The sequence below is a fragment of the Leptotrichia sp. oral taxon 223 genome (assembly GCF_013394795.1).
GTDB lineage: Bacteria > Fusobacteriota > Fusobacteriia > Fusobacteriales > Leptotrichiaceae > Leptotrichia.
On record NZ_JABXYU010000001.1, the window covers coordinates 1,662,246 to 1,676,516 of the forward strand.

A 14,271-nucleotide genomic window follows, 5' to 3' on the forward strand; every position below is an offset into this window, starting at 1 on the left:
GGGATTATTTATGAAGAGATATTTAAATGGAATTTTATTTGCAGGGTTAAGTTCTATTGTTGCAGCTATGATTTGCTTAGGGTTTTCGATGATTTTTTTAGGATATAAAATAATTTCTATAATTATATTTTTTATAGTTTTTTTTGGCTGGATATTTGGAATAAAAATTAAAAAGACAAAGACAGAGAGTAAAAATATTGCCAAACCTGTGCGTCAAAGTAAATTTGGAGCAAATGCTAAAAATGAAAATTTACTAAATCCAAAATATGAAGCTTTGCCAATGAGGGATATTACAAAAGGAATTCCTGTAATTACAATTTTTTCCATGATTGCAGTATACTTTGTTGATGTAGTTTTGGTAGCTTATTATTTGAAAAAAGAGGAAAAATTACCATTTTTAGAAGGTTTATCTTATTCGTGGATGGGAGTTTTTAAAATAAGTAGTGAAATATATAAGGATTGGGCTTGGATAATTTTAGTTGCAATTGTATCTGTAGTTGCTTTTATAAAAGCTGAGAAAAGGGAACAGATGAGTAAAGGGAATTAACTGGAAAACGAGATTTTTGAGACAGTTTCTTGGAAATTTAGCAGACAGTGTCTGATGAATTTAAAAAGGGATTTATAAAAGGGGGAGAAATAATGAAAAAGAGAGAAATTGAAAATATGGAAATAGTAAAAAATGTAATTGATTTGTTGGAAAATGCAAGGAAAAAAGTTGTTACAACTGTTAATCAGACGATGGTTTTGACGTATTTTGAGATAGGAAGAATGATAGTTGAGGAAGAGCAGAAAGGTGAAAATAGGGCGGAATATGGAAAGAAAATTTTGAAAATATTATCTAAAAAGTTGACTGAAAAATATAAAAAAGGATTTTCATTAACAAATTTGAAGCAAATAAGGAGTTTTTATTTAGTTTATTCTGAAAAAGGTCAGACAGTGTCTGACCAATTCAAACTGAGCTGGTCGCATTACGTGAAATTAAGTAGAATTTCAAATCCTGATGAAAGGAAATTTTATGAAATTGAGGCTGTTAAAAATAATTGGAGTTTAAGAGAACTAGAAAGACAGTTTGATAGTGCGTTGTATACGAGATTGAGTTTAAGTAGGAATAAAGATAAAGTTCTGGAATTATCACAAAAAGGGCAGATTATAGAAAAACCAAAGGATTTGATAAAGGATCCTTATATACTTGAATTTATAGGATTGCCAGAACAGTCTAGTTATTCAGAAAGTGAGCTGGAGGAAAAGTTAATAAATAAGTTGGAAAATTTTTTGTTGGAACTTGGGAATGGCTTTACATTTGTAGGTAGACAAAAACGAATTTCTTTTGATGAACAGCATTTTTACATTGATTTAGTTTTTTATAACAGACTTTTGAAATGCTTTGTCCTAATTGATTTGAAAATTGGGAAATTAAAACATCAGGATATAGGACAAATGCAGATGTATGTAAATTATTATGACAGAGAAATGAAATTAGATGATGAAAATAAAACAATTGGAATAGTATTGTGTCAGGAAAAAAATCAGTCTTTGGTGGAGTACACGTTGCCAGAAGATAATGAGCGAATTTTTGCAAGTACGTATAAGACGGTTTTGCCAAGTAAAGAGGAATTTATTAAAATTCTTGAGGAAGAATAATAAAATGGAGGACTAATATGAGTAATGCTATAAAAGATGAAATTTTTGGAGAAATAAAAAATTTTGAAACTGAAGTTGAGTGGCTTGGGAGAAAAATAAGTGTGAGTTTTGATGGTGGAATTGAACATGATTGGAATGAAGAGAAAAAACTAGAGGAAGTTAAAGGGGCAATAGAACAATTTAAGGTTATGTATTTCAATCAAAAAGAATGGGATGAAAGAATGAGAAATAGAATTGTGGAAGATTTGATGGAAGTGGCAGAAGATTGGTTTGCATCTATAAATGAAGAAGATTTAGATGAAATGATAGCTGTACTTGAAAAAAATTCAAATTCTAAATTTACTGAAAAAGAAAAGAAAGAGTTAAAAGATCAAAAAGTTTCAAAAGAAGTTTTTAAAAATGGGATTTATCTTGAAGGTTTGAATATAACTTCTGATGGAGATTTTGCGGTGTACTATTATGATGATGAAGTGTTTTTTGCGGGGCATGAAATTGAACTTATGGGAAATGTTAGTGGAGAATTTAGTTATGAAGCGGATATTGTAGGATAAATTTAGTTTTGGGTGTTGAAAAAAATTTGATATACAGAAATTAAAAGATCGGAGTGATAAAAATGAATTATACAAAAATAATAAAAAATATAGAGGAAAAAAATTTGGAATTACAGAAAAAATTAGGAGATAAAGTAAAATAATAATTTCATACTAAAATCTCCTAAAAGATTGAAGGAGAGATATGAAAATAATTAGTAAATTTAAAGATTTTTATGATTACAAAGTGTCAAAATATGGGGTAGATGAAAAATTAGTTTTTAATAGAAAAACTTATTGTGAATATTTTCAAGCTTTGATTGGGAATATAGACAATATAAATATTGATACAGATTACAGAATTTCAGAAGATGATTTCAATAAAAATTTAAAAGAAGATATAAAAGTTATTGATGAAAAAAACATTCATAAAGTTCTTTTTATTGGAGAAAAACTAATACATTTATTTTTTACTGAAAATGGTGTATATACTCATTTTGATATAAAGAATATAGAAATTTTGGGAAAGTTTTCTAAGCTTGGATATAAAAAAAGACTTACTTTTAAAGATGGAAAGACATTTAATATTTTCAGTAGATTTGGAGATGATTGGGACTATTTGTTATCTTATAATAGCAAAAGATTTATGAAGCTTAATATAAATAAAGAGGATATTATATTAAATGAACCAATGATTTTTATAGAACTTATTGGTAGACTTCACAATAACCGATATGTTTATATTTATAAATTTACTTATAATCCATATTTATCAAAGTTAGGAGTATATCTTGATGAAGATTTTATCTGGCAAAGTCTAGTTGAATTTTTATCAAATAAGAGAAGTGAAAAAGAAATTATCCTAGAGATTTCAGATAAGGATAAGATTCTGAGTAAAGGTTTTGATTTAAAGGCTTCTTTTAGACCTAAAATGAAGAGAAAAAAATAAATAGAAAAAGGAGAAAGATGTATGAAAATAAAAATAAAACCAAGCACCTTAAACGGTACAATAGAAATACCACCATCAAAAAGTTATTCACACAGGGCGGTAATTGCGGCTGCATTAGCTGAAGGCGGGAAAAAGTCAACGATTGATAATTTAAAGTTTTCTGTGGATATTACAACAACAACAAATATTATGGAAAACTGGGGAGCGAAAATCAATCGAGAGCAAAGTTCTCTTGAAATTATTGGAAATGGCGGAAAAGTTGTTCCGAAAGATAAATATGTGCAATGCAATGAGTCGGGATCTACAATCAGGTTTTTGATACCGATTGGGATTACAAGTGAAAATGAACTGATTTTCGACGGAAAAGGTAAATTGGTGGACAGACCGCTTGACTCGTATTATAGGATTTTTGATAAGCAGGGAATTTTTTATAAAAATGAGAATGGGAAATTGCCACTTACAGTGAATGGAAAATTGAAGGCAGGAAATTATGAAATTGACGGGAATATAAGTTCACAGTTTATTACGGGACTTTTGTATGCCTTGCCACTCTTGGACGGAGATTCAAAGCTGACTATTAATAAGAATCTGGAATCTAAAGGATATATTGATTTGACATTGGAAATATTGGAACTGGCAGGAATTGTAATTGTGAACAATGACTATAAGAGTTTTGATATAAGGGGAAATCAGATTTATAAGCCGTTTGATTATACTGTTGAGGGGGATTATTCACAAGTGGCGTTTTGGATTGTTGCGGGGATAATTTCGGCAAATCGTGATAATGAAGTGAAATGTCTGCATGTGAATAAGAACTCGTTGCAGGGCGACAGGGAAATAATAGAAATTGTTGAAAGAATGGGTGCAAATATTGAAATTTTCGATAATTATGTGATTGTTAAGCCATCTAAAACTAAAGGAACAGTAATTGATATTTCGCAATGTCCTGATATTGGGCCGATTTTGACAGTATTAGGAGCCTTGAGTGAAGGGGAAACTAGGATTATTAATGGAGAAAGGCTTAGAATAAAGGAGTCGGATAGAATAACTTCGATAAAGACGGAACTGAATAAACTTGGTGCGAATGTGGCTGAGGAAGGGGACAGTTTAATAATTCAAGGTGTAGAAGGATTTAAAGGTGGAGTTACAGTAAATTCATGGAATGACCATAGAATTGCAATGTCGCTTGCAATCGCTTCAACGAGATGCGAAAAGGAAATAATTCTGGAAGAGGCTGAAAGTGTTAGAAAATCTTATCCGCATTTTTGGGATGATTTTGTGAAAATGGGTGGAGAAATTGAGAAAGATTGTTAAAAAGATTTTCTAGAAAGATAAAGGTTATTTGTAATAGAAAAATAAGTTAAAAATGGTAAAATTTAAAATAAAATTTTTTAAAATAGAAATAGAGAATTAATTGAATATGCGAATGTGAAATTTAATTAAATATTGTTAAAACCGTTAGGAAAGGGAATTTATATGAGTAAATTATTTTTGACATCATATTTAGCAGGAACAAAAAATTTAGTGAAAGAATTTTTAAAAGATGTACCAGAAAAAGAAATTACGTTTGTTCCTACTGCTTCAAATACTGAAGATTATAAAAGATATGTAGATGAAGCTAAGCAGGCATTTTTGGAATTGGGATTTTCAATAAATATTTTAGATATTTCAAAAACAGAAAAACAAGAAATAGAAAATATATTAAAGGATACAAAAATTTTGTATGTATCAGGAGGGAATACATTTTATCTATTGCAGGAGCTAAAACGTAAAAAAATTTTAGATACTATTAAAGACAAAATTTCAAATGGAATGCTTTATATAGGAGAATCAGCTGGAGCGATTATTACTTCTAAAAATATAGAATACAATCAGATAATGGATAATAAGGATATTGCTTCTGATTTAGATAATTATGAAGCAATGAATATTACAGATTTTTATATTTTGCCACATAATAATGAATTTCCATTTGTCGAAAGTACAAAAGAAACTCTAAAAATTTATGAAAATAAATTAAATTTGCTTCCAATAAGCAATAGTGAGGCAGTTTTTGTAAATGGAAAAGATTTTGTTGTAAAAAATGTTGATAAATAAAAATGTGGGGAAATAGAAAGGAAAAAAAATGGCAGCAAATTTTGGAAAAAACTATAAAATATCAATTTTTGGTGAATCACATGGTAGTGCATTGGGAGTAAATATTGATGGAATTCCAGCAGGAACGGAGCTAGATTTGGAGTTTATTTCGCAGGAAATGAGAAGAAGAGCACCTGGAAGATCAAAATTGACAACACCTAGAGTGGAGAAGGACGAATTTGAGATTTTGAGCGGATTTTTTGATGGAAAAACTACTGGAACGCCACTTGCGATGATTATCAGAAATTCAAATCAGCGTTCAAAGGATTACAGCGAATTAAAAATAAAGCCAAGACCAGGGCATGCAGACTGGAGCGGATTTAACAGATATAGCGGGTTTAATGATATTCGTGGAAGCGGACATTTTTCTGGGAGAATAACGGCTTCATTGGTATTTGCTGGAGCGATTGCAAAACAGATTTTGAAGGAGCAGGGGATTTTAATTGCAGCACATATCAAATCGGTAAAGAATATTGAAGACAGGGACTTTGTGGAAAGCGATGTTACGGAGGAAAATATTGAGAAACTTAGAAATATGACTTTGCCTGTCTTGAATGAGGAAATTGTGGAAAAAATTGAAAAGGCTGTGGAAAAAACTAGGGAAGAAAAGAATTCACTTGGTGGAATTGTAGAACTTATGGTTACAGGACTTCCTGCGGGAATAGGAGATCCGTATTTTGAATCTATGGAAAGCGAGCTTTCGAGAATGATTTTCTCGGTGCCGGCTACAAAGGGAATAGAGTTTGGGGCAGGTTTTGGAATTACAGAAATGACTGGATATGAAGCAAATGATGAGATGTATTTTGATGAAAATGGAGAAATAAAATCATTTACAAATAATAATGGTGGAATTATAGGCGGAATAACGACTGGAATGCCAATTTCATTTAAAGTGGCGATAAAACCGACGGCTTCGATTGAAAAGGCTCAGAAAACTGTAAATCTTGAAACTAAGAAAAATGATATTTTGGAAGTTCATGGAAGACATGATCCAATAATAGTGCCGAGAGCGGTGCCAGTACTGGAGGCGGCTACGGCGATTGTAATTTTGGATAGGGTTTTGGAAAGTAAAAAACGTGGATTATAAAAATAACTATTTAATTTAAGGGAGTTCATATGTATAAAAAAAATTTATTCGTTTTATTTTTTATCTTTTTTATTTCCAATGTGGTTTTAGCGGCTACGGTAAGGAATATTAATATTGAACAGACAGAAGTGAAAAATGAAGTTTTGTATGTTGCTGGGGAGAATGAGCCATTTACTGGAATTGTACAGAAATTTTATGAAAATGGAAAGCTGAAAGAGGAAATACCTTATACCAATGGCGTTATTAATGGGCATCATATTCAGTATTCTGAAAATGGAAAAGTTTTAAAAAAGACGTTTTATGATAATGGCATGGAATATAAAGGTGTTCTGGCTGAAACTATTGCATTAATAATAGCTGTTATTGCTATCGTTATACTTATTGCGGTAAAAATTATGAGAACTCTGCCAAGTTTTAAGATGCTGGATGATTACCAGAAAGAACGGATTTTAAAAAGATTTATTGAATATGATAATGGCGATGAGAATTTATATTCTTCCTACAGGCTTAATGGGTGCGGAACGGGCTTTTACACAGTGAGAACTTTTACAGTATATAATGAAAAAATAAGAGTGTGTGCAAAGATGATTTCAGTATTTTTTATCCCGATTCCTTTTGCGTTAGGCTATCTTGTATGTTACGATAATAAAAAAATTATATGTTCGGTTTCAAAAGAACATTTTAAGATATTAAAAAAGGAAATTGAGGAGGAGCTGTAAAAAATTTATTAGTAAAAAATAAGCAAGAGGTGAATTGTTTTAGCCCCTTGCTTTTAATTTTTTACAATTTATTAAAATTAATTTCCAGTTTCTTGATTAAAGAAAGTACCAGGATTATTTAAATTTGAAGAATCGTTAGTAGTGTTTGTTTCAGAATTTTCTTGAGTCGTGCTCGTACTTGCTGGTGTAGTGCCAAAATCTGATGCATGTAATCTATATTCAGGTATTTGATAATTAACTATTTTTCTTATTGTCAAAACGCCGTTTTTAGACACAGTTCCTTTAACATCAAAAGTGACAATATCAGAATCACCTACACCATATTTTTTTCCCATAAAATCATAAATTTTGTCTAGTAATCCAGAGTTATCTTTCACTGTGAAAGTAAGAGTTTTGTTTGGAAATACCAAATTATCTTTTATATAGGTAAATGTATTTGTTGCTCTTGCATATTCGCCTTTAAAAGTTTTGTCTGTAATTTTAGATTTAGATAATCCAATAACAGACGTTATTAACATCATTATTACTAATAATATTTTTTTCATAAAAATCCTCCTTTATTTAATATTATCTGTGAAAACCTAAATCAGCGGGATTGACATCTCCAGAGATTTTCTTTACGGCTCCACCTTTTTTCTCAAATTCATTTCTCATTAAAGTTACTTTTTTTATAAGTTCAATTGTATCATTTTCCAAATTAGAACTATTATATCGTCCTTTTGACCAGTATTCAATAATTAGCGAACTATCTCCACAAATAACCTTTGTATCGTATTTCTTAGCATAGACAAAAGCTGTGTAAATCCCAACTAATTCACCAAAGTTATTTGTTCTGGTGTCAGCGACATAATAATTTCCAAATTCATTTATATTTTTTTCATTCATAATTTTATAAAGCAGCGAATTACCGTCAAAATCAGTTAATCTGACTTCCACGCCGTTACCACGTCCTGTTCCCGCATCAAAGTAAATTGCGTCACGTTCCAGCTCGGAATACAGTTCAGTCAAATCAAGTTTTTCCTTTTTCTCATAATTTGCTCCAGAGTTTAACCATTCCTGTGCTTGCAAAAGAGTTTTAAATGATTTGTAGCGGGCTTTTTTACCGCTTACTTTTTTTTGGCAATCCGTCCAGTTTTCAAGTATTCCGTTTTCATTTGTATCTATAATGAAATAGGCATAGAATTTTTTATTTTTTGCCATTTTAAATTATAAGTTTAATCCTCCGTCAACTCTTAAAACTTGCCCTGTAACAAATTTAGACATATCGCTTGCCAGATACAATGCGGCATTTGCAACATCTTGAGCATCTCCCATTTTTCTAAGTGGAGTGTTTGCAAGTACAGTTTCTACAACTTTTTCAGGTAGCACATGAGTCATATTTGTTTCAATGAATCCTGGTGCAATTGCATTTGATCTAAGATTTTTTCTACCAAATTCCTTTGCCCAAGTTTTTGCCATGGCGATTACCCCGCCTTTTGTAGCGGCATAGTTAGTCTGCCCTGCATTTCCATCAATTCCTACAACAGAAGCCATATTAATTACGCTTGAGGCTTTACTTTTTAACAGTAGTGAAACGAATCCCTGCATTACATTGTAAACACCTTTTAAGTTAATATCAATTACTAAATCCCAGTCAGCTTCCTTCATTCTTTGAAGCAATGAGTCTCTTGTAATTCCTGCATTATTTACAAGAATATCCAATCTTCCGTATTTTTCCTTGATTTCACTCGCAATTTCCTTTATGTTATCTCTATCAGTAACATTTAATTTTACATGTGAAATATTTGCGTGGCTATAATCAGGATCAATCAAATCTCCAGAAATAACTGTAGCCCCATTTTCTGCAAATTTTAACGCAATTTCCTTACCGATACCTCTTGAACCGCCTGTAATTAATGCAATTTTACCGTTTAACACTATATTTTCCACCTTTCGTTTTTTTATTTCAAAATTTATAATCATAATTCTAAAACAATTAAATAATTATTTTAAAGAATTTAAAACTTCAAGTTTTACTTTTGTAATCCCTTTTCCAGGATTTTCAATTTTTGAAAAAGCTCCATAACTTAAATCAATTACACGCCCTTTTGTAAAAGGCCCTCTATCGTTGATTTTTACAACAACTTCCTTTCCATTGCTCAAATTTGTAACTTTTACTTTTGTACCAAATGGAAGAGATCTGTGCGCTGCTACCATTTCATTCCTATTATGTCTTTCTCCGCTGGCTGTTCTGCTTCCGTGCAATCCTTTGCCATAATATGAAGCCACTCCGCTTTGTGAATGTTTAGAATTTCCTGAATTTGAAGTTTTTTCTTTTGTAGAAGTTTTGTTTGATTTTGCAACATATAAGTCAGTCCCGCTATCAACGGCTTTCATCATTTCATTTTTTATGTAAATTATATTATTAGTATTTTCTGCAACTAACGATAGCGATACTACCAAGCCTGCAAACATAGTAACTATTTTTTTCATTAATTTTCTCCTTAAATAATAAAATTTTCATAACATTAAAACTGAACTGAATAGTTCTGTTATGGTGTTTACACTTAAAAAGATTAATTTTGAAAGCTTAAACACTTCTACATTATAGCATATTTTTAATGTTTAATTGCTTATTTTTTACTTAGTTATTTCAGTTCAGGCTGCTTAACATGTTGAATTTTTGGACTATTTACATCTAGTGTTTCAAATGTATATCCAGCTTTTCTATATCCGTCAATAATTCTTTGTAAAGCTTGGACTGTTGTTTTTTTGGCATTTGTATCGTGCATTAGGACATTAATATCAGGGTGAGTTGTGCAGACGCCGTATTTAACCAGTTTTTCCACAGGCACATTATTTCCGGAAGCGTCAGTAGAATCACAGTTCCAGTCAAAATACACATATCCTTCTTTTGTCATTCTGTTAATTATAGCCGTTTTTAAAGCCTTAGATGCTATCGCATTGCTTGAACCGCCTGGAAATCTTGTGATTTTTACATCTAATCCTGTTGTCGATTTTACAGCATCTCTTATTTTATAAAGATCTTTAAAGAAACTTTCCTCGTTTGCATAAACTTCTTTATATATGTGTGAATAGGTATGCAACCCAAGCGCATGCCCATGATCAATTATTTTTTTATAGTCGTTATAATTTTTTCCGATTCCAATTACAAAAAATGTTGCTTTTATATTATTCTTTTTCAAAATTTCAAGAATTTGATCAGTATGTCCTGAAGGCCCGTCATCAAATGTTAAATAAACTGTTTTTATTTTCTTGTCAGCTTTAAGTTTTTCATATTGAGCTTTTATATCTGCATTCTTTTTCGTAAGAGCAGCAAGTCCTTCAGTTTTTTTTGTTTTTTCATCAGTTAATTTTTTTATACTTGACTGCAAGCTGTGATGTTCCATAAATTTTGCAGTTGTTCCAAAAATTTGTATTCCTGAGTATAAAAATCCTGCCATAGCAAGTAATATACCGATAATTGATAATACTTTTTTCATTTTTTTACCTCTCATTTATTATTATTTGTATTTGTTTACTAGTGCTTCTGTTTTTTTGTAAGTGTCCTCGCTGTGTTTAATGTTGCCGTTAAGAGCATCCACTTCCTTTTCCAGCTTTTGTTTATTTTCCTTGAGCGCTGGTATATTTTTTTCAAATTGTGCCTTTTTTTCAACTAGGACAAAATGTGAAAGCGCCACAAGCAATGCCGAAATAATAAACAGAATAAATGCAGTTTTTGCTAATTTTTTGCCATTTTCACCACTATGATCATTTCTGTGATCATAAAGAAATTGTTGTTCTTTCTTTGCCATTGTTCTCCTCTTTTCTATAATTTATTTTTTTTAAATTTACTAATTTATTTTATTCATTTTTTTAAATTAAGATATAAAATATAAAAGCCCTCTTAAAAAAGAGGGCCATAAAAGGGGGGGTTAATTGAGGTTTCAGATCTTTTAATCGATCTGAATATAGTATACACTATAATCATTAAACCACCATTAAATCAAAATTGTTTTTTGATTAATTTGTTTCTCTTTTTTAGTCAATATAGTTTTATTTCTGATTTTTAAAGGGTTAAACTATAATTTTACATCCTGTCTACCGTATTTATTCCAAGAAGTCCAAGCCCTTGCTTTAATATAAATGCAGTTTTTTCCGCCAGTAAAATTCGTGCGTCCATAACTTTTTTATCTTCTTCCTTCAAAATAGAGTTTGAATTATAGAAGTTATTAAATAATTTGGCTGTGTCAAATAAATAATCGGCAATTATGTTTGGACGATAGCTTTCGTAAGATTTTATTACTGCCTGCGGAAATCTCAAAAGCTCAACTGCCAGTTCACGCTCAATGCCGTTCATATTTTCCAGAATAATGTCTTTATTTTCCACATTAATATTTTCTTTCTTTAATTTTCTGAAAATAGACATAATCCGCACGTAAGTATATTGTAAGTAGGGACCTGTGTTGCCTTCAAAGCTAAGTACCTTGTCCCAGGTGAACGTTATATCAGAAGTCCTGTTCTGGCTCAAATCAAAGTATTTTATAGCTCCACTTCCCACAATTTCAGCAATTTCTTCTTTTTCGTCTTCAGGAATATCAGGATTTTTTTCATCGATTACCTTTTTAACTTGAGTTTTTGCCTCATCCAGCAAGTCAACAAGCCTTATTATATTCCCGCTTCTGGAAGAAAAAATCATTCCGTCACCAAATCTCATAATTCCAAACACGACGTGAGTTTTTTTGTAATTATAAGGTTCACCCAGCAATTCTCCAATTTCAAAAATTTGCTTGAAGTGATTCTGCTGCCTGTCATCAGTCAGATAAACAGCTTCGTCTACATTTAATTCATCCCTTCTGAATTTCATTGTAGCCAGATCAGAAGTTGTGTACAAGAAACTTCCGTCTTTTTTCTGCACAATCGCAGGCGGCAGCTTGTCATTTTCAAAAAACACAACCAATGCTCCTTGATCTTCACGTGCAATACCTTTTTTCTTTAATTCTTCCAGTACAGATGGCATCAGATTATTATAAAATGATTCGCCGTAATAGTAGTCAAAGTTCACGCCAAGCCTGCTGTAGATTTTATTATATTCCTTCAGTGAAATATCAATAAATTCCTTCCACAATTTTTGATTATGCTCATTTCCCAGCTGCAATTTTTTCAGCTCTTCACGTGCTTCATCCTCCAAAGCAGGATTTTTTTTCGATTCTTCAGAAAACAGCACATAAATTCTTTCCAGTTCTCCAATCGGATCTTCTGCATAAGCTTTTTTGTTCAGCCAATTCTTATAGGCCACAATAAGCTTTCCAAACTGCGTCCCCCAATCCCCAATATGGTTATCAGCAAGCGTATGAAATCCCAAAAACTGTAAAATTCTTTTTATGGAATCCCCAATAATCGTGCTCCTCAAATGTCCAATGTGCATTCTCTTGGCAATATTGGGAGAGGAATAGTCGATAATTACAGTTTTATCTGTATTCAAGAAGGAAAAATCATATTTTTCGTTTTCCACTTTTTTTATTTCTTCATTTAAAAAGTTATTTTTCAAATAAATATTAATAAATCCTGGACCTGCAATTTCCAGCTTTTCGATAATATCATTTTCTGCAAAATTATCTACAAGTGTATTTGCAATCTCTCGTGGATTTTTTCCAATTAATTTTGAACTGACCATCGCAAAATTCGTCTGAAAATCTCCAAATTCCTTTTTCGTGGAATTCTGAATATCAACTTTTTGCGCATAATCAGCACCAAAAATATTATTTATATTTTTTGAAAACAATTTTTTTAATTTAATTGTCAATAATTCCATTATTTTAAAGTTTTTATCCTTTCCTTTCACAAAATTTACGTTAATTAAGGGATAACGCATAATCCTTTTTTTCTAAAAAATATTTCCTTGCATATTATATAATAAATTTAATAAAATTTGAAGTGTTTATTTGTTATTTGGCTGAATAAAAATGTTAAATTTTTTTAATCAACTAATTTTATTTTTTTCATATTTGAAGGTTGTTTATTAACTATATTCAAATAAAAACTATGAAATATATGTAAGTATTTTTAACATATTATGAAAGTAAAAATTGACAAAAAAAATAAAAAATGTTATTATGTTGTAAATTTTATAAACATAATTTAATACTTCAAAAAAAAATAAATAAGGAGAGAGAGCATACTGTTTAAAGAAACGGAAAGATTTTTAAAAAGAATCTTAAAGAAAAAATACAAATATACAAAAATGCTGTTAATAACATTTTTAATGACAGGTGGACTGGGAATGGCAGTGCCAATAACCCCAAATGCAAATGGAGAATACATTGTAAATTCAGGTACAGGAGATGGAGAAATTTTAGACTTTTCTAATTCATACAATTCACATGGAGTATTTAGGATTAGTGAAGGTAAAAAATTTACTTTAAAAGGATATGGAGATATTGATTCGACGACACAGGCACCATTGTTTACACCTAGAACTGCAATAACAGTTACAAATTCAAATACAGAATTTGAGGCAACAGGTACAGGTTTAGGAGGGGATTCCGTTGAAATATCTGTTCTTCCATCAAAAGAAGCAATTTTATATACAGTAACAGATCCGATTACTGGTGCAAGTTCCAGTGCTGCAAATCAGAAAGTAACTTTAAAAGATGTATTTATATGGGCACCAAGAAATTCAGCAGAATCCACTGTGAAAGTTGAAGCAAGAAATGGGCACGGCATAAAAAATGCGGAACTTAATTTAATTGGCAGTAATGGTTTTAAATCGCAAATTCATTCAAATAATAATGGATGGGTAGTTGAAGTTGAAGTCGATGAAACAAACGGCGTTTATTCAGAATTAACAGTTAATGGAATAGATAATGGCACTGAAGGTGATGGTGGAACACAAATATTAGGTTTGATGACAAAACATGGAAAATCTGTTTTAAATGTAAATTTAATAGGCGGAGCATACTGGGGATTAAGTAAAAATAATTCACTTTCTGAACAAAGAACAACACTTAATTCATTAAATATAGGTAATAAGTCCTTTATATCATTTGATGAAAATAATGTGACAGAAAGTGACGGAGTAACTTCAATTTATTACATAAAATTGACATCTGACGGAATTACTAATGATGGAACTTTAAATAACAGTGGATTAATTCAGCTAACAAACGATTCCAGTAAAGATAAACTTATTTATAGAAGGAAATTATCATGGAAATAACGGTACTATTG

At 30.8% G+C, this 14,271-nt stretch carries 16 protein-coding genes; 9 read left to right on the plus strand and 7 right to left on the minus strand.

Annotation, left to right across the window (positions count from 1 at the left end; translation table 11 throughout):
- Positions 1–10 precede the first annotated feature (10 nt).
- The 8 genes from HW275_RS08045 (at position 11) to HW275_RS08080 (ending at position 7,062) form a co-directional block, all read left to right on the plus strand.
- Positions 11–547, plus strand: coding sequence for a hypothetical protein (locus HW275_RS08045; protein ID WP_178936030.1), 537 nt, complete (start codon positions 11–13; stop codon positions 545–547).
- A gap of 92 nt (positions 548–639) precedes the next feature.
- Positions 640–1,641 carry a YhcG family protein gene (locus tag HW275_RS08050; protein ID WP_178936031.1) on the plus strand — a complete coding sequence of 334 codons (1,002 nt, stop codon included), beginning with the start codon at positions 640–642 and terminating at the stop codon, positions 1,639–1,641.
- Between the two features lie 17 nt (positions 1,642–1,658).
- Positions 1,659–2,192: a DUF2262 domain-containing protein gene (locus HW275_RS08055; RefSeq protein WP_178936032.1), complete on the plus strand. Its 534-nt coding sequence runs from the start codon at positions 1,659–1,661 to the stop codon at positions 2,190–2,192.
- 184 nt (positions 2,193–2,376) lie between these two features.
- Complete coding sequence (locus tag HW275_RS08060; protein ID WP_178936033.1) at positions 2,377–3,120, plus strand: hypothetical protein; 744 nt, start codon at positions 2,377–2,379, stop codon at positions 3,118–3,120.
- Between the two features lie 21 nt (positions 3,121–3,141).
- Positions 3,142–4,434, plus strand: a complete 1,293-nt coding sequence (gene aroA / locus HW275_RS08065; RefSeq protein WP_178936034.1) for a 3-phosphoshikimate 1-carboxyvinyltransferase — start codon at positions 3,142–3,144, stop codon at positions 4,432–4,434.
- A 162-nt stretch (positions 4,435–4,596) separates the two neighbouring features.
- Entirely contained in the window at positions 4,597–5,217 is a 621-nt protein-coding gene (locus HW275_RS08070; RefSeq protein ID WP_178936035.1) for a Type 1 glutamine amidotransferase-like domain-containing protein, read from the plus strand.
- Positions 5,218–5,245: 28 nt separating this feature from the next.
- Entirely contained in the window at positions 5,246–6,343 is a 1,098-nt protein-coding gene (gene aroC, locus HW275_RS08075) for a chorismate synthase (protein WP_178936036.1), read from the plus strand.
- A gap of 29 nt (positions 6,344–6,372) precedes the next feature.
- Positions 6,373–7,062: a toxin-antitoxin system YwqK family antitoxin gene (locus tag HW275_RS08080; RefSeq protein ID WP_178936037.1), complete on the plus strand. Its 690-nt coding sequence runs from the start codon at positions 6,373–6,375 to the stop codon at positions 7,060–7,062.
- 77 nt (positions 7,063–7,139) lie between these two features.
- On the opposite strand, the gene HW275_RS08085 is transcribed toward HW275_RS08080, so the two are convergent.
- The 7 genes from HW275_RS08085 to argS form a co-directional block, all read right to left on the minus strand.
- Entirely contained in the window at positions 7,140–7,607 is a 468-nt protein-coding gene (locus HW275_RS08085; RefSeq protein WP_178936038.1) for a hypothetical protein, read from the minus strand.
- 22 nt (positions 7,608–7,629) lie between these two features.
- Positions 7,630–8,262, minus strand: coding sequence for an RNase H1/viroplasmin domain-containing protein (locus tag HW275_RS08090; RefSeq protein ID WP_178936039.1), 633 nt, complete (start codon positions 8,260–8,262; stop codon positions 7,630–7,632).
- A gap of 6 nt (positions 8,263–8,268) precedes the next feature.
- Positions 8,269–9,024, minus strand: coding sequence for a 3-oxoacyl-ACP reductase FabG (gene fabG / locus HW275_RS08095; protein WP_178936040.1), 756 nt, complete (start codon positions 9,022–9,024; stop codon positions 8,269–8,271).
- Positions 9,025–9,045: 21 nt separating this feature from the next.
- Positions 9,046–9,534, minus strand: a complete 489-nt coding sequence (locus HW275_RS08100) for a septal ring lytic transglycosylase RlpA family protein (protein ID WP_255460044.1) — start codon at positions 9,532–9,534, stop codon at positions 9,046–9,048.
- 155 nt (positions 9,535–9,689) lie between these two features.
- Entirely contained in the window at positions 9,690–10,544 is an 855-nt protein-coding gene (locus tag HW275_RS08105; protein ID WP_178936041.1) for a polysaccharide deacetylase family protein, read from the minus strand.
- A 21-nt stretch (positions 10,545–10,565) separates the two neighbouring features.
- Positions 10,566–10,856 carry a serine/threonine protein phosphatase gene (locus HW275_RS08110; protein ID WP_178936042.1) on the minus strand — a complete coding sequence of 97 codons (291 nt, stop codon included), beginning with the start codon at positions 10,854–10,856 and terminating at the stop codon, positions 10,566–10,568.
- Positions 10,857–11,131: 275 nt separating this feature from the next.
- Entirely contained in the window at positions 11,132–12,856 is a 1,725-nt protein-coding gene (gene argS, locus HW275_RS08115; protein ID WP_178936043.1) for an arginine--tRNA ligase, read from the minus strand.
- Positions 12,857–13,324: 468 nt separating this feature from the next.
- Between argS and HW275_RS08120 the strand changes: the two genes are divergently transcribed.
- Entirely contained in the window at positions 13,325–14,260 is a 936-nt protein-coding gene (locus HW275_RS08120; protein WP_178936044.1) for a hypothetical protein, read from the plus strand.
- The last annotated feature ends 11 nt before the right edge of the window (positions 14,261–14,271 follow it).

Excerpts from the sequence above, each read along its gene's own strand:
- HW275_RS08120 (WP_178936044.1), top strand. The coding sequence starts at position 13,325 with ATGGCAGTGCCAATAACCCCAAATGCAAATGGAGAATACATTGTAAAT.
- argS (WP_178936043.1), bottom strand. The coding sequence starts at position 12,856 with ATGGAATTATTGACAATTAAATTAAAAAAATTGTTTTCAAAAAATATA.
- HW275_RS08060 (WP_178936033.1), top strand. The coding sequence starts at position 2,377 with ATGAAAATAATTAGTAAATTTAAAGATTTTTATGATTACAAAGTGTCA.
- HW275_RS08070 (WP_178936035.1), top strand. The coding sequence starts at position 4,597 with ATGAGTAAATTATTTTTGACATCATATTTAGCAGGAACAAAAAATTTA.
- HW275_RS08050 (WP_178936031.1), top strand. The coding sequence starts at position 640 with ATGAAAAAGAGAGAAATTGAAAATATGGAAATAGTAAAAAATGTAATT.
- HW275_RS08085 (WP_178936038.1), bottom strand. The coding sequence starts at position 7,607 with ATGAAAAAAATATTATTAGTAATAATGATGTTAATAACGTCTGTTATT.
- aroA (WP_178936034.1), top strand. The coding sequence starts at position 3,142 with ATGAAAATAAAAATAAAACCAAGCACCTTAAACGGTACAATAGAAATA.
- aroC (WP_178936036.1), top strand. The coding sequence starts at position 5,246 with ATGGCAGCAAATTTTGGAAAAAACTATAAAATATCAATTTTTGGTGAA.
- HW275_RS08105 (WP_178936041.1), bottom strand. The coding sequence starts at position 10,544 with ATGAAAAAAGTATTATCAATTATCGGTATATTACTTGCTATGGCAGGA.
- HW275_RS08045 (WP_178936030.1), top strand. The coding sequence starts at position 11 with ATGAAGAGATATTTAAATGGAATTTTATTTGCAGGGTTAAGTTCTATT.
- HW275_RS08100 (WP_255460044.1), bottom strand. The coding sequence starts at position 9,534 with ATGAAAAAAATAGTTACTATGTTTGCAGGCTTGGTAGTATCGCTATCG.
- HW275_RS08090 (WP_178936039.1), bottom strand. The coding sequence starts at position 8,262 with ATGGCAAAAAATAAAAAATTCTATGCCTATTTCATTATAGATACAAAT.
- HW275_RS08080 (WP_178936037.1), top strand. The coding sequence starts at position 6,373 with ATGTATAAAAAAAATTTATTCGTTTTATTTTTTATCTTTTTTATTTCC.
- HW275_RS08055 (WP_178936032.1), top strand. The coding sequence starts at position 1,659 with ATGAGTAATGCTATAAAAGATGAAATTTTTGGAGAAATAAAAAATTTT.
- HW275_RS08110 (WP_178936042.1), bottom strand. The coding sequence starts at position 10,856 with ATGGCAAAGAAAGAACAACAATTTCTTTATGATCACAGAAATGATCAT.
- fabG (WP_178936040.1), bottom strand. The coding sequence starts at position 9,024 with ATGATTATAAATTTTGAAATAAAAAAACGAAAGGTGGAAAATATAGTG.